The sequence below is a fragment of the Arthrobacter sp. 260 genome (assembly GCF_013116745.1).
Lineage (GTDB): Bacteria > Actinomycetota > Actinomycetes > Actinomycetales > Micrococcaceae > Arthrobacter_D.
Map to the genome: position 1 here is coordinate 263,052 of NZ_JABFOE010000002.1, position 24,328 is coordinate 287,379.

Annotated in this window: 27 protein-coding genes; 12 read left to right on the plus strand and 15 right to left on the minus strand. The window is 65.4% G+C overall.

All coding sequences use genetic code 11. The features are described from left to right. Window positions 1-5: 5 nt before the first annotated feature. The 7 genes from HMI57_RS03720 to HMI57_RS03750 all read right to left on the minus strand — a co-directional run bounded on the left by HMI57_RS03720 (window position 6) and on the right by HMI57_RS03750 (window position 5,480). On the minus strand, window positions 6-1,025 hold the full coding sequence (locus HMI57_RS03720; protein ID WP_171584552.1) for a TAXI family TRAP transporter solute-binding subunit: 1,020 nt from the start codon (window positions 1,023-1,025) through the stop codon (window positions 6-8). Beyond that, on the minus strand, window positions 1,022-1,735 hold the full coding sequence (locus HMI57_RS03725; protein ID WP_228720905.1) for a carboxymuconolactone decarboxylase family protein: 714 nt from the start codon (window positions 1,733-1,735) through the stop codon (window positions 1,022-1,024). The genes HMI57_RS03720 and HMI57_RS03725 overlap by 4 nt, the downstream gene beginning before the upstream one ends. Beyond that, complete coding sequence (locus HMI57_RS03730) at window positions 1,728-2,465, minus strand: SDR family NAD(P)-dependent oxidoreductase (RefSeq protein ID WP_171584554.1); 738 nt, start codon at window positions 2,463-2,465, stop codon at window positions 1,728-1,730. Before HMI57_RS03730 ends, HMI57_RS03725 begins: the two co-directional genes overlap by 8 nt. Window positions 2,466-2,638: 173 nt before the next feature. Continuing rightward, window positions 2,639-3,310 (minus strand): FCD domain-containing protein, encoded by a 672-nt coding sequence (locus HMI57_RS03735; RefSeq protein WP_171584555.1) that lies wholly within the window; start codon window positions 3,308-3,310, stop codon window positions 2,639-2,641. Window positions 3,311-3,465: 155 nt separating this feature from the next. After that, window positions 3,466-4,017, minus strand: a complete 552-nt coding sequence (locus HMI57_RS03740; RefSeq protein WP_171584556.1) for an NAD(P)H-dependent oxidoreductase — start codon at window positions 4,015-4,017, stop codon at window positions 3,466-3,468. Next, a complete protein-coding gene (locus HMI57_RS03745; protein WP_171584557.1) occupies window positions 4,014-5,072 on the minus strand; it encodes an LLM class flavin-dependent oxidoreductase in 1,059 nt (352 codons plus the stop codon). The genes HMI57_RS03740 and HMI57_RS03745 overlap by 4 nt, the downstream gene beginning before the upstream one ends. 6 nt (window positions 5,073-5,078) lie before the next feature. Continuing rightward, complete coding sequence (locus HMI57_RS03750; RefSeq protein WP_171584558.1) at window positions 5,079-5,480, minus strand: helix-turn-helix domain-containing protein; 402 nt, start codon at window positions 5,478-5,480, stop codon at window positions 5,079-5,081. A gap of 138 nt (window positions 5,481-5,618) precedes the next feature. On the opposite strand from HMI57_RS03750, the gene HMI57_RS03755 reads away from it, so the two are divergent. Further along, entirely contained in the window at window positions 5,619-5,978 is a 360-nt protein-coding gene (locus HMI57_RS03755) for a DoxX family protein (protein ID WP_171584559.1), read from the plus strand. 48 nt (window positions 5,979-6,026) lie between these two features. On the opposite strand, the gene ybaK is transcribed toward HMI57_RS03755, so the two are convergent. Continuing rightward, entirely contained in the window at window positions 6,027-6,512 is a 486-nt protein-coding gene (gene ybaK, locus HMI57_RS03760; RefSeq protein WP_171584560.1) for a Cys-tRNA(Pro) deacylase, read from the minus strand. A gap of 146 nt (window positions 6,513-6,658) precedes the next feature. Between ybaK and HMI57_RS03765 the strand changes: the two genes are divergently transcribed. Further along, on the plus strand, window positions 6,659-7,201 hold the full coding sequence (locus HMI57_RS03765) for a hypothetical protein (RefSeq protein WP_171584561.1): 543 nt from the start codon (window positions 6,659-6,661) through the stop codon (window positions 7,199-7,201). Between the two features lie 195 nt (window positions 7,202-7,396). Here the strand turns inward: HMI57_RS03765 and HMI57_RS03770 are convergent, their stop codons facing one another. Next, window positions 7,397-9,511, minus strand: coding sequence for an acyltransferase family protein (locus HMI57_RS03770; RefSeq protein WP_346655125.1), 2,115 nt, complete (start codon window positions 9,509-9,511; stop codon window positions 7,397-7,399). A gap of 112 nt (window positions 9,512-9,623) precedes the next feature. Between HMI57_RS03770 and HMI57_RS03775 the strand changes: the two genes are divergently transcribed. Next, window positions 9,624-9,833: a DUF2945 domain-containing protein gene (locus tag HMI57_RS03775; protein ID WP_171584562.1), complete on the plus strand. Its 210-nt coding sequence runs from the start codon at window positions 9,624-9,626 to the stop codon at window positions 9,831-9,833. 1 nt (window position 9,834) lies between these two features. After that, the gene (locus HMI57_RS03780; RefSeq protein ID WP_171584563.1) at window positions 9,835-11,055 is read left to right on the plus strand and encodes an FAD-dependent oxidoreductase; all 1,221 of its coding nucleotides are present in this window, start codon (window positions 9,835-9,837) and stop codon (window positions 11,053-11,055) included. Window positions 11,056-11,085: 30 nt separating this feature from the next. Here the strand turns inward: HMI57_RS03780 and HMI57_RS03785 are convergent, their stop codons facing one another. Further along, complete coding sequence (locus HMI57_RS03785) at window positions 11,086-11,370, minus strand: MerR family transcriptional regulator (RefSeq protein WP_171584564.1); 285 nt, start codon at window positions 11,368-11,370, stop codon at window positions 11,086-11,088. Window positions 11,371-11,527: 157 nt separating this feature from the next. Here HMI57_RS03785 and HMI57_RS03790 point away from each other — a divergent pair, with 157 nt between their 5' ends. From HMI57_RS03790 to HMI57_RS03800, 3 genes are all read left to right on the plus strand, one after another. After that, entirely contained in the window at window positions 11,528-11,953 is a 426-nt protein-coding gene (locus tag HMI57_RS03790) for an Hsp20/alpha crystallin family protein (RefSeq protein ID WP_171584565.1), read from the plus strand. A 147-nt stretch (window positions 11,954-12,100) separates the two neighbouring features. Further along, window positions 12,101-12,472 carry a hypothetical protein gene (locus HMI57_RS03795; protein WP_171584566.1) on the plus strand — a complete coding sequence of 124 codons (372 nt, stop codon included), beginning with the start codon at window positions 12,101-12,103 and terminating at the stop codon, window positions 12,470-12,472. A 294-nt stretch (window positions 12,473-12,766) separates the two neighbouring features. Further along, a complete protein-coding gene (locus tag HMI57_RS03800; RefSeq protein ID WP_228720906.1) occupies window positions 12,767-13,402 on the plus strand; it encodes a uracil-DNA glycosylase in 636 nt (211 codons plus the stop codon). Window positions 13,403-13,496: 94 nt separating this feature from the next. On the opposite strand, the gene HMI57_RS03805 is transcribed toward HMI57_RS03800, so the two are convergent. Beyond that, entirely contained in the window at window positions 13,497-14,129 is a 633-nt protein-coding gene (locus tag HMI57_RS03805; RefSeq protein ID WP_346655126.1) for a class I SAM-dependent methyltransferase, read from the minus strand. Window positions 14,130-14,190: 61 nt separating this feature from the next. On the opposite strand from HMI57_RS03805, the gene HMI57_RS03810 reads away from it, so the two are divergent. Beyond that, complete coding sequence (locus tag HMI57_RS03810) at window positions 14,191-14,850, plus strand: Pr6Pr family membrane protein (RefSeq protein ID WP_171584567.1); 660 nt, start codon at window positions 14,191-14,193, stop codon at window positions 14,848-14,850. Further along, window positions 14,843-15,568: a DUF2071 domain-containing protein gene (locus HMI57_RS03815; protein WP_171584568.1), complete on the plus strand. Its 726-nt coding sequence runs from the start codon at window positions 14,843-14,845 to the stop codon at window positions 15,566-15,568. Before HMI57_RS03810 ends, HMI57_RS03815 begins: the two co-directional genes overlap by 8 nt. Before the next feature lie 31 nt (window positions 15,569-15,599). Here the strand turns inward: HMI57_RS03815 and HMI57_RS03820 are convergent, their stop codons facing one another. Beyond that, window positions 15,600-16,286 carry an SDR family oxidoreductase gene (locus tag HMI57_RS03820; RefSeq protein WP_171584569.1) on the minus strand — a complete coding sequence of 229 codons (687 nt, stop codon included), beginning with the start codon at window positions 16,284-16,286 and terminating at the stop codon, window positions 15,600-15,602. Between the two features lie 197 nt (window positions 16,287-16,483). Between HMI57_RS03820 and HMI57_RS03825 the strand changes: the two genes are divergently transcribed. Then, window positions 16,484-18,229 (plus strand): choice-of-anchor I family protein, encoded by a 1,746-nt coding sequence (locus HMI57_RS03825; RefSeq protein WP_346655127.1) that lies wholly within the window; start codon window positions 16,484-16,486, stop codon window positions 18,227-18,229. 125 nt (window positions 18,230-18,354) lie between these two features. On the opposite strand, the gene HMI57_RS03830 is transcribed toward HMI57_RS03825, so the two are convergent. Both HMI57_RS03830 and HMI57_RS03835 read right to left on the minus strand, forming a co-directional pair. Then, on the minus strand, window positions 18,355-19,587 hold the full coding sequence (locus HMI57_RS03830) for a saccharopine dehydrogenase C-terminal domain-containing protein (protein WP_171584570.1): 1,233 nt from the start codon (window positions 19,585-19,587) through the stop codon (window positions 18,355-18,357). Continuing rightward, window positions 19,587-21,146, minus strand: coding sequence for an APC family permease (locus HMI57_RS03835; RefSeq protein WP_171584571.1), 1,560 nt, complete (start codon window positions 21,144-21,146; stop codon window positions 19,587-19,589). The genes HMI57_RS03830 and HMI57_RS03835 overlap by 1 nt, the downstream gene beginning before the upstream one ends. Window positions 21,147-21,253: 107 nt before the next feature. Between HMI57_RS03835 and HMI57_RS03840 the strand changes: the two genes are divergently transcribed. After that, the gene (locus HMI57_RS03840) at window positions 21,254-21,796 is read left to right on the plus strand and encodes a TetR/AcrR family transcriptional regulator (RefSeq protein WP_171584572.1); all 543 of its coding nucleotides are present in this window, start codon (window positions 21,254-21,256) and stop codon (window positions 21,794-21,796) included. Window positions 21,797-21,829: 33 nt separating this feature from the next. Here the strand turns inward: HMI57_RS03840 and HMI57_RS03845 are convergent, their stop codons facing one another. Beyond that, complete coding sequence (locus tag HMI57_RS03845) at window positions 21,830-22,948, minus strand: alcohol dehydrogenase catalytic domain-containing protein (protein WP_171584697.1); 1,119 nt, start codon at window positions 22,946-22,948, stop codon at window positions 21,830-21,832. Between the two features lie 106 nt (window positions 22,949-23,054). Here HMI57_RS03845 and HMI57_RS03850 point away from each other — a divergent pair, with 106 nt between their 5' ends. Then, window positions 23,055-24,281 (plus strand): TerC family protein, encoded by a 1,227-nt coding sequence (locus HMI57_RS03850; RefSeq protein WP_171584573.1) that lies wholly within the window; start codon window positions 23,055-23,057, stop codon window positions 24,279-24,281. Window positions 24,282-24,328: the final 47 nt, after the last annotated feature.

The following is a 24,328-nucleotide window of genomic DNA, read 5'->3' on the forward strand; positions in this document are numbered from 1 at the left end:
AGTGCTTAGCCTGCGGCTTCGTCGAAGTACCGCTGGGCGCCGGGGCAGGTTTCGACGTAGGGGATGTCGCCGGCGGTGGCGGCATCCAGTTCGACGGCTGCGGGGTGCACCTGGGTGAGGGCTTCCACGTTGTCGAAGATCGCTGCGGTGATGTTGTATTGCAGCTCCTCATCCATGTCAGGGCTGGCGACGAGGATGTTCGGTGACGCAATGGCTGAGACTGCCTCGGTCTGGCCCTCGTAGGTATCGGCCGGAATGTCTTCCTCGACGTAGTACTCGCCGTATTCGGTGGCGAGCTGTTCGGCGTACTCGCCGATGTTGAGGAGGTTCATGTCGCCGTCGCTGGCCAGGTCGATCAGGGCGCCGGTGGGCAGACCACCGGACCAGAAGCCGGCGTCGATGGTGCCGTCGCGCAATGCCGCAACCGTCTCGGCTGCGCCGAGCTGACGGCGCTCGAAGCCTGACTCGGGGTCAATGCCGGCAGCCTCGAGGATGCGCAGTGCTGCGACCTCGGTGGCCGAACCGGGAGCGCCGACCGAGACGACCTTGCCTTCCATGTCAGCGACACCCTCGATGCCGGTGCCGTCAACGGTGACGGCCTGCATGAAGTTGTTGTAGGTGTTGCCGAGCGAGCAGATCTCGATGGGGTTGCCGTCGAAGTCGTTGACACCCTCCACCGCGTCGGAAACGACGTCGCCGACCGCGAAGGCCAGCTGCGCAGAGCCGTTTTCGATCAGCAGCATATTGTCCACGGAGGCGTTGGTCTCCTGGACGGTGGCGTCGTAGCCCTCGATGTTGTCGCGGATCATGGTGGCGAAGCCGCCGCCGAGGGGGTAGTACACGCCGCCGGTGCCGCCGGTGGCGATGGAGAGCATGCCGCCATCGGCGCCGCCACTGGCGTCACCGCCGCCGCTTCCTCCGCCGCTGGTGTCGGGGCTGCCGCAGGCGGACAGGAATAGTGCGGGGACGGTGAGTGCCGCTGCGGCAAGCCGGACCCTGCGACGGTGCAGTGGTGAGGTTGTCATGAGTGTTCTCCCTTGGTGGTGATGGTGGTGGTGAGTGATTGCGGATGGGTAGTGGGGGTGGAGTCTGGCGTCTCCACGGCTGGCGTCTCCACGGCTGGTGCCTCCACGGCGCCGGCGGCGAGCAACCCGGACAGTGCCCGGTAGTAGCCCACCAGGACTGACAGTTCGGTGATGCCGGAGTGGCCGTGGTGGGCGAGTGTGGTGGCGTGGTCCTCGGTGGAGACGGTCCGGCCGTTCAGCAGGGCGGCGGTGAAGGTCAGGGCCGAGCGTTCGTCATCGGGCAGGTCTGCGGGGAGGTGGCCGCCGCGCAGGCTCTCCAGTTCGTCGACAGAGATGCCGACGGTGAGGGCGACCCGGCTGTGGGCGTACCACTCGTAGGCCGAGGAGCGTTCGGCGGCGACGGCGCAGATCACCAGTTCCCGGGTGCGGTTGGACAATTCCCCGCCGAACCGCAGGGCGGCACCCAGTGCCTGGACGGCGTGGCCGATCTGCGGTGCGTAGAGCAGGGCATTGAACGGGCCGGCCAGATGGCCATCATCGTCGACCACCAGGAACGGTCCGCCCGCGCGGGGCGGGCCGGCGATCGTGTTGTAGAGGGCGAGCTGCTCGTCGGTCAGCGCTTCGGGTGCCAGCAACGGGAAGCGACCGCCGTGCGCCTTCTCGGTCTGGGGCTCAGGCTGCTGCTGACCTGGCAGTGGTTGGTTAGACAAGGGTCCGCCCGCCGTCGACGTAGAGCACATGGCCGGTGACGAACGCGGCCTGACGGGAGGCGAGGAACAGGGCCGGGCCGGTGAGGTCGCCGGTCGATCCCAGCCTCCCCGCGGGGACCAGCGAGGTGTAGTTCTCGCGGACTCCCGGCTTGTCGAGGTGCCCGCGGGTCAGGTCGGTTTCCACGTAGCCGGGGGCGATGGCATTCACGGTGACCCCGTCGGCTGCCCACTCGCGGGCCATCACGCGGATCAGCTGGTTGAGGCCGCCCTTGCTGGCGGCGTAGGGGCCGTGGTCCGGGTGGGCGAGGAGGCTCGACACGGAGGAGCAGTACACCTGGCGGCCGTACCCGGCGGCCACCATCAGCTTCCCGGCGGCCCGGCCCAGGCGGAAGGCGCTGGTGAGGTTGACGGTGAGCATGCGGTCCCAGTCGTCATCGGTGGTGTCGAGGATGGGGACCCGGTGGTTGACGCCCACTGCGTGCATCAGTACGTCGAGGCCGCCGAGCTCCAGGGCCGCGCGGGCAATGGCGTCCTCGCAGCCAGCGGTGGTTGACAGGTCGATCTCAAGCGCCTGGACTCGTGGGTCGAGGGCCGCGAGACCAGCTGGATTGACGTCGGCGACCATGACGAGAGCCCCGGCGTCGGCGAAGGCTGCGGCCAGTGCGCTGCCGATCCCGCCAGCACCGGCCACAAGGACCCGCTGGCCGTCCAGGCCGAGCCAGTCACTCATGAAGATCATCCGCGCGAAGGTCGTTCCCGGGCTGCGTCACGCACCACTTGGGTACCCGGAGCAACCAGGGTGCGGACAGCAAGGATTTGCTCGGCGGTGACCAGATCATTTGGATACTGTATCCAATTAAGTCGCGGAATGTAACGACGGTCACAAATATTACGTGATGGGGCTCACCTGGCGTCCAGGAAGGTCCTCAGGGCGTCGACCGCGTGGTCGCGGTGTTCGTTAAGAAGGGTAATGACCTGCTCCGCATCGCGCGCGGCGAATGCGTCGATGATCCGGCGGTGTTCGTCTTCCACCCGGTGCCGGTTGACCTCGTCACCGTAGTAGACAAACCGGTACGTTTCGGTGGCGTCCCACAGCACCTGGATCAGTTTCTCCAGGCGCGGCATCCGGGCTGCGGTCACCATGAGGAAATGGAACCGGCGGTTGGCCTCGGTCATGACGAGCAGGTCACCGGACGCGCTCGCCGTCTCGACCTCCAGTGCTGCTGCCCGCAGCTTGCCGACCACGCCGTCGTCGGACCTTCTGATTGACACCCTGACGGCCTCCGCCTCCAGGATCTCGCGGATGCGGTACACCTCCAGGAGGTCGGTGAGGGAGAGAGTGGCCACCTTGTAGCCGCGGTGTGGCGTGTACACCACCTGGCCTTCGCCCTCGAGCACTTTGAAAGCTTCGCGGAGAGGGACGCGGCTAACGCCGAAGCGTTCTGCGAGCGCATCCTGGCGGAGTGCCTGGCCGGGAAGAAGTTCACCAGCGATGATGGCCCGGCGCAGTTGTGCGAGCACAAAGGCCGGGGCGGTGATGGGCCGCCCGGAGTCGGTATCGGCGTCGTCGATCACGCTACACCGGGGGTCCGTAGGGCATTCATCACCTGTATAACTCTAGTCGAATACCCGAAAGACTCTCAGCGGGCCTCTTCCGGTGAGCAACCAGGACACCGGGGGTCACGGTGGACATCCGGGATGGAGATTTCCCTATCGGATGTCCACCTTCCTCACCTGACCGTGGTGAGGCGCTGCAGGCTGCCCATCACGTCGCCCAGCCCCACCTCGATGCGGCTGTACACCTCGGCGTTGAGCACCATGTCGCCGTCGAAGTCGCCGGAGTTCGCGTAGAAACCTACGGGGATGGTGGCCGCCTGGAAGAACCCGAACAGTGGCCGCAGCGCGTGTTCAATCACCAGGGCATGGCGGTCGCTGCCGCCCGTGGCGACCAGGATCACCGGCTTGTTGGTCAGGGCGTACTGGCCCACCAGGTCGAAGAAGTGCTTGAACATCCCGGCGTAGGAACCCCGGTACACGGGGGTGGCCGCGATGAGCAGGTCCGCGGACTCGACGGCCGCGAATTCCTCCTCGACCGATGGGTCCAGCTCATCCCGCGATGTGGCCCCGGTGAAGGAGGGGCCGAGGTGGTAGACGTTGGTCTGGTGGATCTCGATTTCAAGCTTCTGCGCCAGCGAATCGGTAATAAGCCGGACCAGGCCCATGGTCTTGGACCGTTCGGTGGGGCTGCCGTTGACGACGACGACGCGCAGCGGCCTGCTCACGCGTTGACCGATTCGCGCGAGGCGATTTCGGCGCGGATGACCGGTGCCACTTCGGTGCCCAGGCGTTCGATGGCTTCCAGGTGGGTCTGCTGCGGCACGCCGCCGAAGCCCATCTGGAACACGGCACGGGAGACGCCGTAGAGGTCGTGGTAGGTGAGGAGCTTGTCGATGATCTCCTGGGGGCTGCCGACCAGCAGGCCGCCAGCGGGTGAGGCCTGGGCCTCGAAGGCGTTCCGCGGCATGTTGAAGCTGGCACCGCGCTGGTGGTTGTTCTCGCCCAGCCCGCGGGTGAAGTAGGGGTAGAAATCGTCACGGGCGCTCTGGCTGGTCTTGCCGACCATGCCGTGCGCGTTGATGCTGATCCGCTGGGTGGCGGGATCATGCCCGGCGGCGGCGGAGGCCTGGCGGTAGAAGTCCACCGGACGCTCGAACTGGGTGATCGGTCCGAGCAGCAGGGCCAGGGCCAGGGGCAATCCCAGCTGACCGGTGCGGACCGCCGAAGCGGGTGTCCCGCCCACGCCCACCCAGATGGGCAAGTCGCTGACCGGTCGCGGCGCGATGTCGGCGTCGATCAGCGGCGCCCTCAGCGTGCCCTGCCAGGAGACGGGGTTCTGGGCGCGGATGGCGAGGAGCAGGTCCAGCTTTTCCCTGAACAGGTCGGAATAGTCGGCCAGGTCATAGCCGAACAGGGGGAAGGACTCGGTGTAGGAGCCGCGGCCGGCGATGATCTCGGCCCGGCCCCCGGAGAGCAGGTCCAGCGTGGCGAAGTTCTGGAACACCCGGACCGGGTCCTCGGAGCTGAGGACCGTGACACCGCTGGTGAGCTGGATGTTCTTCGTGGCCATGGCGGCGGCGGCCAACACCATGTGTGGCGCTGAAGCGACGAAGTCCGATCGATGGTGCTCGCCCACGCCAAAGACGTCGAGGCCCACCTCGTCGGCCACCCGGGCCTGTTCGATGGTCTGCATCATCCGCTCCTGGGGGGAGGGCATGCGTCCGGTGGTGAGGTCGGTGGTCAGCTCACCGAAGGTGAGGATGCCAAGTTCGAAAGCCATAGTCGTTTATCGTCCCTTGCTGAGGTTGTGGTCTGGAGATGCTGTGCGTGCTGGGGCCTGTTCGGTGACCGAGTAGGCGTGGCCCCATGAGGTGATGTCCCGGAGGATGGGCAGCAGGGCCAGCCCGGCGACGGTGAGGGAGTAGCGCACCCTGATGGGGCGCCCATCGATCACTTCACGCTGGATGAGGCCGTCCGTTTCGAGCTCACGGAGACGCTTGGCGAGCATGGTGTCGCCGATCTGCGGGACGAAGCGGCTGACGTCGGCGAAGCCAGTGTTGCCCTTGCCGATCGCCTCGATGATGATGCCGCTCCAGCGTCTGCCGATGACGTCCATGGCGGCGACGAACGAGGGGCAAGCCCCGCCGTCGGCCTCGGCCTGATGCGCCGGGATGGCTGAGTCACTCATCGTGCGCTCCCTTCGGTGATGTACTCCCATTGCGGTAGTAACTACGTCAACTGTAGTGACTACTGATCTATTCCTGGCTCTCCGCAGGGTGGTACTTTCGCCCGGAAAGGTGATCCCCTCCAGTGATCCGAGGACCTCATGTCCACTCTTCCCGAGCCGGTCTGGCCCGTCATCGCGCTGGCGCTGATCCAGGTCATGGACGGGGTGCTCTGCCTGAAGCCGGTGGGTTTCGTGGCGCGCTGCTTCGAGGATGTGAACTGGCCGCGCCGTTACTGGTGGGTGATGTCGCCGATCAAGTTCGCCGCCGCCGCCGGACTGCTCCTCGGTCTCTGGGTCCCGTACCTGGGGGCAATTACCACCGGCGCGCTCGTCCTGTACTTCGTCGGTGCCGTGATCATGCATGTCCGGGCAAGGGACTTCGGCCGGAACCTCTTCGTCAACGCGACGGCGATGCTGGCCATCTGTGTCGGAACCCTGGTGGCCTGCTTCCTCCTCTGAACCGGCGTGCGGTTGAATCGGCGCGCCATTCGCGCCGCGGTGCCTGCGTCAGGGGGCGGCGATGGGAGCCACTGCCGCGCCGGTGGCCCGGACGAGGTCGGCCGGTGCCAGTTCGATCTCCAGACCGCGCCGCCCGCCGGACACCAGGACGGCGTCGAACTGCATGGCCGACGCGTCAATGACCACCGGGCTCCGCTGCCGCTGCCCCAGTGGTGAGATTCCACCCAGCACGTATCCGGTGCGCCGCTCGGCGACGTCGCTGGCTGCCATCATCGCTTTCTTGCCATTGCGGGCGGCGGCGAGCGCCTTCAGGTTCAGCGTGCCGGAGACCGGGACGACGGCGACGGTCAGGATGCCATCCACGTCCACCATCAGCGTTTTGAAAACCCGCTGCGCGTCGACGTCCAGGGCCGCTGCGGCCTCCGTGCCGTAGCTCGCGGTCCTCGGATCATGAGCATAGGTGAGGACGGTGAAGGGAATTCCGGCAGCATCGAGGGCTGCGGTCGCTGGAGTGGCGCGCTGTGTCCGGCTCATGAGGAAAGTCTATTTCGGTGGGACCCGAGCGGCGCCCGGGACGTCATGATGCGTCAGCATGTGCATTGTGGACCAATAGTAAGTATGCTTAGGGAATACTTTCTGCAGTTGTTTCGACGCAGGACCTAGTTGAAGGAGTGATCATTATGGCTGGAAATCTACTGGCACGATCCGTTCACGATTTGAGTGCCGCCGCATGGTTCGGCGGATCACTGATGGGTGCCGTCGGACTGAACGGCGCAGCAGCCGAAGCGAAGGATCCGAAGGAACGGACGCGCCTCGCAACCATTGGGTGGGCCAAGTGGACCCCCGTTCAGGCGGCAGCCTTCGGCGCACACGCCATTGGCGGAGTCGGCCTGATTCTCGGCAACAAGGGCCGGGTCGCCGGTCAGGACGGCGCACTGGCCAACACCGTCGTCAAGTCAGTCGTCACGGTCGCCGGAATGGGCCTGTCGCTGTACGCCGGAATCCTGGGCGCGAAGGTTGGGAAGCTTGCCGATGAGGGAGCGAAGGGTCCAACCGAGCCCGGCGCGTCAAGCTCACCTGAGCTGGCGAGCGCACAGAAGCAGCTCAAGATTGTGCAGTGGGCACTGCCCGTCGTCAGTGGTGCGGTGATTGTCCTCGGTGCGCAGCAGGGCGAACAGCAGCGTCCCACTAACCTGTTGACCGGGCTCACCAAGCGCCGCTAGGCAGGTCTTGGTGCTTCGCTGCCAGCAACGCACGAGCCGGACGGGGTGACCCAACCGGCATGAAGGGACAGGGCCAACGGCTCTGTCCCTTTTCGTTTGCCTGGACTGAAGTCCAGTTTGCCCTGGCGGGAGCCCCATGGCCGGGCGGTAGTGCCGCCGTGACGCCGCCAAGCCTGAGTCCAGAGGCGGTTGACCTCAGCTCAGAGCCGCGTGGAAGCGTTCCTCGAATTCGGGAAGGGTAGTTCCGGTGTAGGTGATCGTGAGGTGGTTGTCGTCCAGGTAAACGTAGACGTTGCCGACCACCGGGGTGCAGACCCCCTCGGGGCAGATCAGGTCGGTGAGGTCCATCAGCCGGAGCGCTCCGCCCGTCTCCGCCGTCGGCACCGGCGCCGTCGCGGGGAGTTTCTCGTCAACCGGGAAGATGCACTCGGCGGCATCCTGACCGTGCTCCTCGACACAGGAGATCATGTTGACCTCGAACCGGGGGTTATCCCGCATCCCGATCACGGGGATGCCCGCCGCGCCGAGAATCGCACTGGCCTCACCGATCCCCGCCACAGACCGCTCCCTGGTGGTGTCCTTGGTGGAAATGGTCGCCATGGTGAACACGGCGTCGGGCTCCATCCGCAGCGCGTAGTCAGTGGCGGCGTCGTTGAACGTATTGCAGACCTCGTTGCGTGCGTCGCTCTCGGCGCCGTAGCTGCATCCGCCGAGCAGCAGGGCAGTGACCTGGTAGTTGTTCCGCTGGGCCATCAGCTCGATGGGTTCCAACCACTGTTCGGCATGGGAATCACCGATCACCAGAATCTCTTTCGCCGGCTCGCCGTCGGCCGGGGTGAAGGAACAGCCGCGGACAGCAGCGTCGTTCCCCACCGGGACCTGCTCCCCCTCGCACTTTTCGCCCAGCACACCCCACTCAGCGTCAAGGCTCCCCAGATCCGGTAGCGGTGGCGACTCTCCCGTGGACTGATCGACGAAGCCGGGCAGCAGGGAGTAGGCGCCGGGGTTCTCGGTTTCGGCCTGGCTCAGGAGGGCCTGGGCCTGGGTCTTCATGACCAGTTGCACGCTCGCCACCGAGACTGAAATCAGCATGATGCAGGCAACGATCACCGCCAGGCTGCGCACCCGACTCGCCTCGACCTTCGGCATGCTTCGAAGCGGCCGCTCAACGAAACGGGTGGTGAGGTAGGCCAGGGCGAGGGACAGGCCGATGATGGCAAGCCCACCGAGGGGCCCAACGGTGTCACGCCCCTGGTGCACGAGGTAGATGACGAGGATGGGCCAGTGCCAGAGGTAGAGCGCATAGGACAGGTCGCCCATCCTGACCAGTGGCCCCCAGGAGAGGAACCGGTCCGCCCCAAACGGGCTTCCGGTCTGGCCGGCGGCGATGATCAGGGCTGCGGACAGGAGCGGCCAGAGGGCGACAAACCCGGGGAACTCGCCTTCGACGTCGAGCACGTAGCCGACGCTGAGCATCCCGGCCAGCCCGATCCAGCCGGCCACGACGGCGGCAGCACGGGGAAGGCTGATCAGCGGCAGCACCAGCGCGAGCAGCGTACCCAGCGCGAATTCCCACAGCCGGGCGCGGGTGTCGAAGTAGGCGAAGGACTGGTTGGTATTCGTCTGGTAGATGGAGAAGGCGAGCGACGCGAGGAAGATCGCGCCGAAGATCACCGCCGCGACAGTCTGGAACCGCGCGTTGATCCTCCTGGCGATCAGGCTCGCCCCCAGGAACAGGAGCGGCCACAGCACGAACACCTGTCCCTGGATGGACAGGGACCAGAAGTGCTGGAGGGGGCTGGCCACGCTGGTGTCCGCGTAGTAGTCGACGGATTCAGCGGCCAGCAACCAGTTCTGGAAGTAGAACAGCGCAGCCCACGACTGGTCGAGCACCATGCTCCAGCGGGCGCGCGGCAGCAACAGGAGCGAGGCGACCAGCGTGCCGATCAGCACGACGGCAACGGCGGGCAGCAGCCTCTTGAACAGGTGCACCCAGTGCCGCAGGAGGGCGAAGGGGGTGCCGCGATCAGACCTCCTGACGAACGTCAGGGTCATCAGGAACGCCGAAATGAGGAGGAAGATGTCGACGCCGCCGGATACCCGGTCAAACCAGATGTGATAGGTCACCACCATCAGGACGGCGAGCGCGCGAAGGCCCTGCACCTCCGGGCGGTACCCTTCCCGGAGAGGGGCGGCCGGAGCTTCCCGGCGGTGGCGGCCGCGGACAGCGGTACTTTCGCGGTCGGTCATGAAAGTCCCTTCGCCGTCCTGGAGATTGATGCTTCCTGGGTTCAGGACAGCGTGCTTCACGTGGTCCCCATCTTTTCATAGCCGGATCCGTAGGCTCTTCGGTGCCGGACCGGCGTCGGGGGCTGTAATTGCCCGTAGGCTGGTAAGCACACTGTCAATCTGAGGAGTCACTGTGGCACTGAGCAAAGGCACGTCCGTGGAGTGGAACACTCCGCAGGGCACCACCTACGGGAAAATTGTCGAGAAGAAGACCAGCGACTTCCAGCTGGACGGCAACACGCACCGCGCCAGCGAGGACGAGCCGCAGTACGTCGTCGAGTCCGGTAAAACGGGGGCCCGTGCCGCACATAAGGCGAGCGCCCTCACCGAGAAGTCGGCCTAGCGTGGCCGCTGCGGACAACGGTTCGGCTGGGACCCACCATCAGATCGTCGTGATCGGCGGGGGTAACGCCGGGATCTCCCTCGCAGCACGGCTGCGCCGGTACGGTGCCAAGGATATTGCGGTGGTCGAGCCCAGCTCCGACCACCTCTACCAGCCGCTGTTTTCCCATATAGCCGGTGGAACCGCCCAGGCTTCGGAGGCCATCAGGCCCCAGCAGTCGGTGATTCCCCGCGGGGTGACCTGGGTGCAGGACGCCGCCGCCGACGTCGACGCCGCCCACAACACCGTTCTCCTGGCCTCCGGTGCCCGGATCGGCTACGACCAGCTGGTGGTGTGCCCCGGCATCCAGAAAGACTGGGATGCGGTGCCCGGTCTGGCCGACGCCATGGCATCGGAATATGGTGCCTCGAACTACGAGATCGAGCTGGCGCCCAAGGCCTGGGACCTGCTGCGCGCCCTGCGCCGCGGAACTGTGGTGTTCAACCTGCCACCGGGGCCGCTGACCTGCGGGGGTGCTGCCCAAAAGCCCATGTACCTGGCCTGCGACTACTGGGCTCAGCAGGGAGTCCTGGATGACATCCGGGTGGTCCTGGTGGTTCCCACCCCGACGGTCTTTGCGGAGTCGGTGGCCAACGAGGAGCTCAACCGCAAGATCGCCGAGTACGGTATCGAGCTGCGCTACAACAGTGAGGTCACCGCGGTCGACGCCGCTGGGAAGACCGTCACCGTCCAGGACAACCTGGCCGGGAAGACGGAAATTCTGGGCTACGACGTGCTGCACGCCGTTCCGCCGCAGTCGGCCCCCGACTGGCTCAAATCGACCGACCTCCCGGCGCCGGGCGACCCCTCGGGGTTTGTTGAGGTGGACCCGGAAACGCTGCGGTCCCTCAGATACCCGGCCGTCTGGTCCCTCGGCGACGCGGCGGCAACCCTGAACTCGAAATCGGGTGCTGCGCTCCGTCAGCAGACTCAAGTGGTGGCTAAGAACCTGATGGCAGTGCTCAAGGGCAAGAAGGTCAGCGCAAAGTACAACAACTATTCGGCGTGCCCGTTCACTGTGTCCCGGTCCACCGTGGTGTTCTCCGAGTTCGACGACCAGTACCGGGCGATGCCATCCATCCCGTGGAAGGGCATCATGCGGGAACGGCGGGCCACCTTTGTTCTCGAACGCCGGATCCTGCCCCGGGTCTACTGGAAACTGATCCTGAAGGGGCGCGCCTAAAGGGCACTTCGATACCGGACTGGATGCGCTCTAGTCAGCGGCATCCAGTTCGTCGCGCAACTTCCCGTTAGCGGCCTCCAGCACCAGCACCATCCTGATCCCCGCGAGGTTCAGTCCCTCGGCGAGGAGCTGCTCGATGCGCCGCAGCGTCGCCAGATCCAGCTCACTGTACTTCCGCGTCCCGCCGGGGGTCCGGGCGGGATCGAGTAGCCCTTTGCGTTCGTACAGCCGCAGGTTCTGCTGTCCCATTCCCACCAGTTCGGCCGCCACCGAGATGGCGTACACCCCCGTGCTTGGATCTTGTTTCTCCGCCATCTCCAACACCTCCGCTCGTCCTGAGTGATCGTTTCGATCCCGTCAAAAATTGTTGTTGCATCAGTCTCTCACTGGTGATATAAAAAATCTATGTCAGCCACTACAGAATGGTTGACAGGATATCCATCAACTCAAGATGCTGAAGGAGTGCAGAACCATGTTGATGCGTACCGACCCATTCAGGGAGCTGGATCGTCTTGCCCAGCAGGTACTGGGAACCACCGCCCGGCCGGCAGCCATGCCGATGGACGCGTGGCAGGAGGGGGACAGCTTCGTTGTCACGTTCGATCTCCCCGGTGTCGACACGAACTCCATCGACCTCGACGTGGAGCGCAACGTGCTGACCGTCCGCGCTGAGCGGAGCCCATCGGCCCCTGACGGCACCGAGTTGATCGCCGCAGAACGTCCACGCGGGGTCTTCAGCCGACAGCTGATCCTGGGTGACACCCTCGATACCGACAGGGTCAAGGCCAATTACGACGGCGGCGTGCTGACGCTGCGCATCCCGATCGCCGAGAAGGCCAAGCCCCGGAAGATCGAAATCGAAAGCAATGGCCAGGCGCGGCAGGAGATCAACGCCTGACGCACGGGTTCGTCACTCAAGCAGCCCGTCACGAAGCAGGGGTGGTTCCCGGAGGGGGCAACGGGGGTCACCCCACTGACGTATCGGAACTGCAGGCGTCAACCAAGGCAGAGGAATAGGTAAGGCACAGCGGGGAAGGGGTAGGTAATGTCCGGATGGCGGCGGTACGACGCGCAGTTGGTTCCAGCCTTCTACGAGCGCTTCGAGGAACGCTGGGGCAAGGGTGCCGCCCCGTTCCTTGACCCGGCCGTCGGCGGCGAGCCTCTACCGAGGGCGCAGTGGATCAATGTGGACACAGGTGCGGCCGTCGCCGCGGTACCCATCTGGGGAGATGACCAGCGGCAGCGCTCCTTCGGGGTGTTCTACCTGCCACCCGAGGGGGATATCTGGGTGTTGCGGCCCGGGCACACGGCCTATCTCGAATCCGAGGATGTGGCAGATGAGATCTCCCTGCGGAACGATGCGTTCAAGAAGGCTGTCGCCTTCGCCAAGGGTTTCATTTACGGCGAGGATGCCTAGCGGCCCGTCGGGCAGCCAGGTTGGCAGCCCAGGGAGGGCGAGAGGCCGTCGTCGCCCGCTGGGCAGGCCGCCCTCGGGTGTGCAGGTTTCCCCACTTTCACCAGTCCAACCAGAGGAAATTCGGCGTGTTGGGGCCGACACGCCGTCGCCATCGGTAGTACCTGAGGGTATTTGCGCGTGTGAGATTAGTTCCCACAGGCGACCAGTTGATTCAGCGTCCAGCTTGGGCGCGTAAGCTGGAAGACTGCGGACAAAATTATTGCCACTTCAGGCATTGTCCGCGAGGAGGCAACATTGGCACGACGCATGGCGGACCCGGCTTACCGAGCACAGCAGTGGGAACGACGTTACGACCCGAATATCGAAGAAATCAACCGGATGTGTGACACTCTGGCCGAGCAGAAGCCGGACCGTTCACTTCCCTACATTGACCCAGCACACGACCTCGACGAGTGTCGCATTGTGAGCCTGTTCTCCAACCCGGGCGCAAACCTCGCCTCAGGATTTGTGTCCGCGGAGAACGACGATCAGAGTGCCATCCGCACCGCCGAGATCTACGAGAGCGTTGGGCTTCAGCCCAAGTTCGTGATGCCCTGGAACGTTTATCCCTGGTATGTCACAGAGGTGAAGGAAAAGGCGCTCACCCCCGAGCAGATCGACGAGGGCGTCAAGCCGTTGCTGGCTTTCCTGCAGCGCGTCTCGCGTGCCTCAGCCCTGGTGGCTCACGGCACCGACGCCCACAAGGTGGCACGCCGCCTCACGCAACTGGAGAACCGGGCCATTCAGCGCCGCGGCTTCAAGGTGTACAAGGTGAAATCCACAGGTGACCGCGCGTTTGCGGGATCACCGGCGAAGCAGGAGGTGTGGCGCCAGGAAATGCAGGCCGCCTACACTGACGCGATGGCTCGGGCTGGCATCAGCCGCGCCTGATCCTGAACTGGGTCCACCGGTACTGGGTTACCAGTGCCGCCTGACGGCACCCGGAGAGCAGCCTTGAGGGCTCTCGCCGGGTGCTGTTTGTCGTTTAAGGGCCGACGTCGGCCGTAGTAGTGGGCGGCGCCGCCTGGCTGGTCCGGGTAAGAATTGCAACCAGGAACGACGACGTCGGCTCCCTTGGACGCAGGTCCCAGGTGGAGAACTCGTTACGGCGTTCCAGGCCGGCGGCCGACGCATCAGTGAAGAACCTCTCCGCTGAATACCCACGCTCGCTGCCAAAGCCCACCACCAGCCGGCCGCCCGGAACCAGATGCACCTGCAGCCGGCGCAGTACCTCCGGCGCGGTACCGGGCGCCAGGAACGGCAACACGTTCCCGGTGCACACGATCAGGTCAAACGTCCGCTCCAGCGCCAGCCCGCTCAGGTCCGCCACCTGCCACTCGGAGAGAGGATGGTCCCGCCGCGCGGCACCGATCAGCTCGGCGTCCGCGTCGACCCCGGTGACCAGGTGACCCCGGCGGGCCAGTTCCCCGCCTACCCGGCCGGTGCCGCACCCGGCGTCGAGGATCCGGCTGCCACGGGCGGCCATCGCGTCGAGAACCCGTGCCTCACCGTGCAGGTCACGGCCCTCCGCGCGCATCGCCTCGAAGCGTTGAATGTAGCGGGTGGAATGGCCGGGGTGCTCGCGGTTTTCTGCCGCCCAGAGTGTCTCTTCGTTCACTGGGACAGCCTACTGGGCATACGATCAGTGGAGGGTCGTCAGCCAGCGTGGGAGGGTACCGATGGGGTTAGCTGCACGGGGTTGGCACGGCGTCGTCGCATTGATCGGTTTGGTGGGCCTCGGCGCCCAGGTGATCGCCCTGATCAACGGGGAAAACTACTCGGTACTCGGCCCCGTCATGTCGTGGTGGAATTTCTTCAGCTACTTCACCATCCTCAGCAATATTCTGGTGCTGGTGATCAACGCGGACCTGGCCCTGAACCCATCGGGCCGGTCGTCAACGCTGTGGCGGGTGCTGCGGCTGAACGCCGTCGTCAATATCTCGGTCACCGGGCTGATCGCGTTCACGCTGCTGCGACGCCTCCCGGAGGTGCAGGCACTGGTGGGCCTCGGCCGGCTCTCCGACACCCTGCTGCACTATGTGGTGCCAATCCTGACGGTACTCGGGTGGCTACTGTTCGGCCCCCGGCCCCGCTTCACCATCCAGACGGTCTGGCTCTCGCTGATTTTCCCGGGGGTCTGGCTGGTCTACACGCTCCTGCGCGGGGCGGCGGTCACCTGGTACCCGTACCCCTTCGTCGACCTAAGGATCATCGATCCGCTGGAAGTACTGATCAACTGCGTCTTCATCGGGGCCATGTTTGTGGGGTTCGGCTTCGCCGTGCTGCAGGTCGATAACCGGATGAAACCGCTATTTTCCAAGGAGCACGCTGATGTCTGACTCAATCGCCTGGCCGGCGGCACCGCCCCTGGTCAGCTGGCCAATCATGGATCAGGCGTGGATGGACGCCGTGTTCCTGCACTGGCGGATTCCGGTGGAGACCGCCGCCGGTTTCATGCCGCCCGGGACGGAACCCGACGTGTTCGACGGCGACGCGTGGGTGGGGCTGATCGGGTTCCGGATGGTGGGCGCCGGGATTGGCTCAGGGATGCCCGTTCCCTATTTCGGGTCCTTCAGCGAAATCAACGTCCGGTTGTACTCCCGGGAACCCGATGGGACCCGCGGGGTGGTGTTCCTGACCCTCGATGCGTCCCGGCTGGCAGTGGTCCTGGTGGCCCGGGCGGCTGGGATCCCCTACGTCTGGTCCCGGTGTGCGCCGGTGCCCGACCCCGGTCGTGCCGGGTACACGGTGCGGCGGTTCCGCGGCGGGGCGTCGTCGTCGTTCGCCGTCAGGCCGAACCGGGCGGTGGTCGCGTCCGATCCGTTGACGATCAACGTGACCGCACGGTTTGGCCTGCACTCGCAGTTGGCAGGGAGGACGCTGTTCATCCCGAACACGCACGCGCCGTGGCCCCTGCACCCGGCGACTATCGACCATCTCGACGACGGGCTGGTTGCCGCGGCCGGGATCACCGTCACCGGGCCACCCGAGTCGGTGCTGTACTCGCCGGGCGTGCAGACGCAGTTCGGCAAGCCCCGGGTGATCCGGCGCGGATAGCCGCGGGTCAGGCAGCGGTCAGGACGGTCGGTCAGACCATCCCGGAAGGGCGGATATTCAGCGACTCGATGGTGGAGTCCCGGGAGGCGTCGACCGCCAGCCGGACCGCCTTGGCCACCTGATCGGGCTGGATCCATTCCTCCGGCCGGTAGGGCTTGCCCTCGAACGTATGCAGTTCCTGCTGCATGTCGGTGGCTACCCGGCCCGGGTGGATCGAACTGACCCGCACCCCGTTGCCGCGTTCCTCCTGCCGGAGGGCGTCGGTGAGGGCGCGCAGCGCGAACTTCGTGCCGCTGTACAGGGCGGAGCCGTCGCCCGAGGCGTACCCGGAGCCCGAGTTGATGGCGATGACCTGCCCCTTGGCGGCCCGCAGCGCGGGAAGCAGCAGCCGGGTCAGGTTAGCGACGGCAAACACGTTGACCTCGAAACTGTTCCGCCACTGCTCGGCGGTCAGCTCGGCCACCTGGCCCATCTGCAGCACGCCCGCTGAGTGGACGAGCACATCGAGGCTGGTGATGCCCTCGACAGCGTCAGCGGTGAGCGCGGTGAGCTCGGCGGCGAACGGCTCGGCGGAGGGGAACTCGCGGGCCAGGTCCTGCAGGGCGTCGGCGTCGCGGCCGCCGAGGAACAGGTGGTGGGTGGGGGCGAGTTCGCGGGCGATGGCGAGGCCGATGCCCCGCGATGCACCGGTGATCAGGGCTACAGGCAGTTCAGTCATGGTGGACATCCTAGCTTTGGGACCGCCAAGTGCCGGTGTTGGTGATCAATTTGCCCACCGTTCACCGGCAGTTTTCTTACCCGGCGGATACCGGTCAGACGGCGGACCTAGTTTGAGGACTGTTGCGCCCCTGTTTGACCTGACCCATCCAGCTATCTCCCCACTGCACCGTCGCACCTACCTGAGGGAAGCCCATCGTGAACAAACTGAGCAAGCGGACATTGATTGCCGCGACAGCCATCGCCTGTACCTTCGGCGTCGCCGCCCCAGCCACCGCCAATGTGGTTGCCGATCCGGTCAGGTATTCAGCGGATCGCGCGGCGCTATCGCTGAACCCGATCGGCACCTATGAGACGGGAATCTTCGACGCCAGCGCGGCCGAAATTGTCACCCACTATCCGGCTGCCCAACGACTGCTCGTCGTCAACGCAGCTGAAGCCCTCGTCGAAGTACTCGATGTGAAGAATCCAGCCCAGCCCACCAAGCTGTTCGATCTGGTCACTGAAGGAGTGAAGTCCGGGGACGGGTCACGGATCCCCGACGGGGCAGTGGTGAACTCGGTGGCGGTGCGCGACGACGGCCTGGGGGTCCTCGCCGTCGAGGCACCCACCAAGACCGATCCAGGTTGGCTGGTGTTCTTTGACGCGAACGGCGACGGCGAAACCCTGGGCTCCGTGCGGGTTGGCGCCCTCCCCGACATGGTGACCATCACCGCAAAGGGGGACAAGGCCGTCGTCGCGAATGAGGGCGAGCCAGCCGAGGACTACTCAGTGGACCCCGAAGGGTCGGTCTCGATCGTGAAACTCAAGCACCACAGGATCGAACTCCCGCGCCAGAAGGATGTCAAAACTGCAGGTTTCCGCGCGTTCGAAAAGAAGCTGCCCGACGGCGTGAGGATCTACGGCGGGCGTGAGGACGCCACCGGAGTGAAACCCAAGTACCCGGTGTCGGAAAACCTTGAACCCGAGTACGTGACGGTAGCCAAGGACGGACGCACGGCGTACGTGTCGCTTCAGGAGGCCAACGCGATTGCCGAAGTGAACCTGAACTCAGCCACCATCACGAGGATCACGCCGCTCGGGACGGTGGACCGTCTGAAGACACCCGCCGATATGTCGGACCGGGATGACGCGATCAACCTTGCCACCTGGCCAGTGAAAGGCTTCCACCAGCCAGATGCCATGTCCTCCTACACGGTGAAGGGTAAGACCTACCTCGTCACAGCCAATGAGGGGGACGCCCGGGCCTGGGAGGGCTACTCGGAAGAGGCCCGGGTCAAGGATCTGGGCGACGGCCTGCCGCCCATTTGCGATGGCTTCGACACCAGGAAACGCAACGCCGACGGCAGCAAGATGACCATCGAGCAGTTGCAGCAGGATCAGAACCTGGGCCGCCTGAACATCACCCTCGCGGACGGTCTTTCTGCTGACGGATCTTGCTACCAGGAGCTGTTCACCTACGGCACCCGGTCGATGTCCATCTGGACCGACAAGGGCAAGAAGGTCTTCGACACTGCAACCGATTTCGAACGGATCACCGCCAAGGTGCTGCCTGAATACTTCAACTCGAACCACAGCGAGAGTAACTTCGAGGGACGCAGCGACGACAAGGGCCCCGAACCCGAGGGCATCACCATCGGAGAGGTGGACGGCAAGACCTACGCCTTCGTTGGTCTTGAACGGGTGGGCGGAATCATGGTGTACGACATCAGTTCCCCCGAACGCTCGAAGTTCGTCACCTACGTCAACAACCGAGACTTCTCGGCCTCCGTCGAGGAGGACCCGGCATCGTTGGGTGCCGCCGGGGACCTGGGTCCCGAGGGGCTGGCGTTCATCAGTGCCAAGAAGTCACCGACCGGAAAGCCGCTCCTCGCCGTCGGCAACGAGGTCAGCGGCACCACCACACTGTTCAGCGTGGACCGGGTGCTCAAGCACCGGTCGTGACTGCCCTCTGAGCCCAAAAACGGCCCTCAGGGCAAGGATCGCCGGTTGCAATCGGCGGGTCTTGCGCTGAGGGCCGTTTCTTCGTGGCGGTCGGGGCGGCCGTGACGGACGGGGCGGACCGAGGGCTAGCGCTCCTCCATCCCCCACGGCGACCCGTAGCCTACCGGCGTGTCTGCGGAGAGCAGGTCCAGGAACGGCCGGGAATCGAAAGCCTCCGGCCCGAGGACGCCGGTGCCCTGCCAGATCCCGTTCGCCAGCAACTCCAGCGCGATCACCGGGTTCACCGCGGTCTGCCACACCACCGCCTGCGATGCGTACTCGGCCATCGACCACTCGTTGTCCACCACGTGGTACAGGTACACGGCCCGGGGGTTACCATCCTTGCCGGTGCCCGTCACATACAGTCCGGCGCAGGTTTTGCCCGTCATCCGGTCGCCCAGGGTGGCGGGATCGGGAAGCGCGGCCGCCACCACGTCACGCGGTGCCACCGACACCCCCTTCACCATCAGGGGCTCGGTCGAATCCAGACCTAGCTTGTGAAGGGTCTTGAGCACGTCGATGAACTCGTCACCGAGGCCGTACTTGAACGTCACCTTGCGCGCCTTGGTCCAGCGCGGCATCAGGATGACCTCCTCGTGTTCCACGTTCACGCACTCCACCTCGCCGATCCCCTCGGGGAACCGAAACACCTCGGGTTCGCTGAACGGTTCGGTGGTGTACCAGCCTCTCTCGCGCTCAAAGACGACCGGCGGGTTCAGGCACTCCTCGATGGTGGTCCAGATGGAGAACGACGGCGCGAAGGCCGGCTCGCCGTCGGCCCCCGCCACGACGAGGTTGGCGCCGTCGCGCACCCCCAGCTCGTCGATCGAGGTGAACAGCTCATCCTCCGCATAGCGGGCAAAAACGTCCGACAGGCCCGGCTCCACGCCCATGCCCACCAGGGCCAGCCGTCCGGCATCCTCCCATTCCTGGGCCACCGCGAACTGCTCGTCGCCGAGCATGACCCCGGTTTTGGTGAAGGGCTCCTCCGGGTGCCTGACGGACAGGCTCATCGCCATGTCAAGGTAGGTGGCACCCGCCGCGAAGCAGCCGTTGAAGATGGGCATCACAAACCGGGGGTCGACGGCGTTCAGGACGTGGGTGATGTGGTGTTCCTTCACGACGGCGGCAACCGCCTCAGCGGAGGATGCATCCACCTGCGTGGCCACCAGTCGGTCGTCGTCGAGCGCATCCACCAGGGCCTGCGGCCGGGCGGGGTCGTAGTCGGCCACCACGAGCAGGTCGAAGAACGAGCGTCGGACGGCGATCCGCACGGCGGCGGATCCAACACCTCCGGCACCAACAATGAGAATGCGCATTAGGCCAAGCCTCCATCAACTGAGCGTCGGTAGGTATCGGGGGAATCGGGGACGAGGACGGGGGTGTCGGCGTTCAGGCTTTCCCCCCGGAAGAACGGCAGCGCCCCAGAGCGGGTCCGCCAGATGACCATCAGCACCAGACCCAGGGCAAGGGAGCCGATGCCCACCACGAAGGTGCCGCCGACGCCCAGCAGCACGCTGTACCCGTAGTCGACGTCGGCCATGTCGATGGCGGACTTGATGAATGCGGCGGTGAGCATCAGGGCACCCAGCAGGGGAAGCAGGAACCTGAAGAAGAAGTTGTGCCGCGAGTTGAACAGCTCCCGGCGGAAGTACCAGACGCAGGCGTACCCGGTGATGGCGTAGTAGAAGGCGATGGCCAATCCCAGGGACAGGATGGAATCCGCCAGGATGTTCTCGCTGATCAGGGTCATCACCACGTAGAACCCGATCGCCGCCACCCCCATCACCAGGGTGGAGAAGGAGGGGGTCTTGAAGCGGTGGTGCACGGTGCTGAACCGGTGGGGGAGCGCCTGGTAGACGGCCATGGACAGGGTGCCCCGGGCGGTGGGCAGGATGGTGGTCTGCGTGGAGGAAACCGCCGACACGAGCACGGCCACCACCAGCAACCAGGCGGCGGGGCCCAGCACTGCGTCCTTGAGGGCGAAGAACACGTCTTCGGCGTTGACCTCGTTTCCGAGTCCGGAGCCTTCCTCGCCCACCCCGGCGTACATCATCGCTGCGACGGTGACCCCTACGTAGGTGATGAGCAGCAGGACCGTCGAGATCAGTGCTGCCCGGCCGGGGATCCGGCGGGCGTCGCGGGTTTCCTCGTTCAGGGCCAGGCAGGCGTCCCAGCCCCAGTAGATGAACAGGGCGAGCAACACCGCCTCCGTGAACCCTTCAACGCTTTCGAACGCGAACGGGTTGAACCAGTCCAGCGAGGGAGCAGTGGCGTTCTCCGCCGTGCCGTTGGCGATGCCGATCAGGGCGAACACCACGAACAGCCCCAGCGCCAGGTACTGGATACCCAGGAGGACATTCTGCAGTTTCGCGCCGATCTCGACGCCGCGGTAGCTGACGTACGTCATCGAGGCGATGAAAAAGACACCGGTCGCGGTCACGAGGAGGGTGTTGTCGGCGAGGGACCCGTCGCCGATCAGCAGCCACAGGTAGATCCCGGCGATCTGGGCGAGGTTGGCCAGCACGATGATCCCGGCAACAGCCACACCCCAGCCAGCCATCCAGCCCACCCACGGGCCGAACGCCTTGGTGGCCCAGGTGAAGGACGTACCGCAATCCGGGATTTCCCGGTTGAGCTCCCGGTAGGCGAAGGCGATGAACAGCATGGGGATGAACGCCAGGATGAAAGCGATTGGCGCCTGCGCCCCGACCGCGAGGACCACGAAACCGAGCGAGGCCGCCAGCGAATACACCGGGGCGGTCGACGCCAGGCCGATCACCACCGAGCCCCAGACGCCGAGCGTGCCGGCGGCGAGCCCCTTGCCCTCACCCGACGGCGCGCCGGGGGCGTTCTTCCCTACTGTTGCGTGACTCATGGTGCGCCTCCGATGTCCGGCCGGCCGGCGTCGTCGGCCGTTGACCCTGTAACGCAAGTCACTATACCGACTAGTCGGTTTTTTGAGAAGGCCCTAGAATCGTCCCCATGGGTCACGCTCCGAGCACTGTTCACCGGCTGGTTGACGCGTACCAGGACATCCTGGTGTCCGACGGCGAACGCAGCGCCACGCTCGACGCCATCGCGCAGCGGGCCGGAGTGTCCAAGGGCGGGCTCACCTACCATTTCAAGTCCAAGGACGAACTGGCGTCCGCGCTGTTCGAACGGCTGCAGGCGCTGGTCGAGGCGGACCTCGAGGTGATGCGGGCCGACCCCGGGCAGGCGGCCACCTACTACGTGAAAAGCTCCCTCGACGTCGCGAGCCCGTTGGAGCGGTGCAACATGGCGGTCACCCGGCTGGCGCAGGGATCCCATCCGGAAGCCAACGAGCTGCTCGCCAAGTGCCGGACGCAGTGGTTCGACGTGCTCATGGATGCGGTCGGGCATGAGGACATGGTGCACCTGGTGATGTTGCTCGGGGACGGGATCTACTTCAACGCCTCACTCACGGGCACTGGGGCCATGCCGGAGGAGACCGATCCGGCCACCATCGACCGCATCATCGGCCTGATCGGGACCATCAGGTACTGACCCCTTCTCCCGACCCCGCCTGACGGTGAAGCCCTACCGGAGGGTGAAGATCCGGCGCACCACGCGGCCGTCGGCCAGGGCATCAAGGCTCTCGTTCAGGTCGCCGAGATCCCGGGTATCGGTGTGGAGGAGCTCGACCGGCAGCTTCCCCTCCCGCCAGAGGGCAAGGTAGGCGGGAATGTCCCGGGCAGGGACCGAGTCTCCCATGTAGGAGCCGAGCAGTCGTTTGCTGGCCCCGGCGAACTGCAGGGCCTGGGTGGTGATGGTCTGGTCGGGGTGCGGCAAACCGACCGATACGAGGGCGCCCCCGCGGGTCAACAGTGCCAGGCACGCCTCCATCACCCGCCCGCTGCCGACCGCCTCAAGCGCCACATCCACCCCGTCGCTGCCCAGGGCCCGCACCAGCTCTGCTGCCTCGTCGGGGGCGCCCACCGTGGTCGCCCCGCAGCGCAGCGCCAGGTCACGCTTCGCGGGCAGCGGGTCGATAGCGATCACCGTGGTACCTGGAACCTGCGCGGCAGCCATCACGGCCATCAGCCCCACAGCGCCGAGCCCGAACACAATGACCGACTGCCCCTCGGACACCTGGGCCGTGTTCAACACCGCGCCGATGCCGGTGAGCGCCGCGCATCCGAACATCGCCGCCACATCGAAGGGGACGTCGTCGTCAATCACCACCACCGACTCACGTGCCACTACCGCGTACTCCGAGAATGCCGAAACGCCGAGGTGGTGGTTGATCCGGTCACCCTCTGCGGTCCGCAACAGGGCGGGCCCGTGCAGCAGGTCGCCACTGCCGTTGACCTCGGCGGCCCGGTGGCAGAGGGCGGGACGGCCGGCGTCGCACGCACGGCAGGACCCGCAGCTGGGCACAAACACCAGCACCACCCTCTCACCCACTGTGATATCGGCGACATCAGGGCCCACCACGTCGACGACGCCGGTCGCCTCATGTCCCAGCGCCATCGGCAGCGGCCGCACCCGTGAGCCGTCAATCACCGACAGGTCGGAATGGCACAGGCTCGCCCGCTCGATCCTTACGCGTACCTCGCCCGATCGTGGTGACGGGACCTCGAGTTCCTGTAGATGGAGGGGAGTGCTGTCCGCGTAGGGGCGGACAGCGCCGGCTTCGTGGAGGACTGCGCTGCGCATCGTTGAGGGGTTCATGGGTTCAATGTACGGCCTGAGGCTGCCTTGCCGTCCACCCCCTCGCAAACTACCGTGAGTACACGCCATCTGCACGAGGAGAACTGACCGCATGGACGTATCCCCAATTGTTTGGGCTTTAACGATCGCCGGAATTGTGGGGCTGCTGCTCTTCGACTTCTTCTTCCACGTCCGCAAGGCGCACACCCCCACCCTGAAAGAGGCAGCGGTGTGGTCCTCGATCTACGTGGGCATCGCAATCCTCTTCGGTCTCGGCGTCCTGATCTTCGGCGGACCCACCATGGGAACCGAGTACTTCGCCGGCTATGTGACCGAGAAGGCCCTGTCGGTCGACAACCTGTTTGTCTTCCTCATCATCATGGCCAGCTTCAAGGTGCCGCGCGCCGACCAGCAGAAGGTGCTGCTCTTCGGCATCGTGTTCGCCCTGATTGCCCGCACTGGGTTCATCTTCCTGGGAGCTGCGTTGATCAACCAGTTCGCCTGGATCTTCTACCTCTTCGGCCTGGTCCTGCTGATGACCGCCGGCAACCTGCTCAAGCCCACCAACGATGACGACCACGGCGACACCATAGTGGTCCGCCTAGCAAAGCGGTTCCTTCCCGCCACCGATCACTACGACGGCGACAAGCTGTTCACCATCGAGAACGGCAAACGCGTCCTCACCCCGATGCTGCTGGTCATGATCGCCATTGGCGGCACCGACATCCTGTTCGCGCTGGACTCCATCCCCGCCATCTTCGGCCTCACCCAGAACGTGTTCATCGTCTTCACGGCCACCGCGTTCTCCCTGATGGGGCTGCGCCAGCTGTACTTCCTGATCGACGGTCTGCTGGACCGCCTCATCTACCTGTCCTACGGGCTCGCGATCATCCTTGGTTTCATCGGTGTGAAGCTGATCCTCCACGCCCTGCACGAGAACAACCTGCCGTTCATCAACGACGGCGAGCCGGTTCCGGTAGTCGAGATCTCCACCGGGTTGTCGCTCACTGTCATCCTCGGCGTCCTTGCCGTCACGGTCCTCGCGTCGATCTTCAGCCCCAAGGGCAAGGCGAAGACCGCAGTCCGCGGCGCGAAGCGCCACGCCACCGAGTACCTGGACCTCGGTTACGAGACCAACATCGACGAACGAGAGAAGATCTTCGGCCGCATGGTCGAGGAGGAAAAAATGTTGCGCGACCTTCCAGAGAAGTACAAGAAGCTCATCCGCAACGAGACCGAGTTCATGGATCTCATCAAGAAGGCCCACGAGTCCCACGGTGCGGCGGTCGATCGGGAGCCAACCCGCGAATCCGGCGTCAGCGGCCCGACCAAGATCTGACTAAGGGCAATAACCCTCTGAGGGCGGCCTCGCAGCGATGAGCTGCG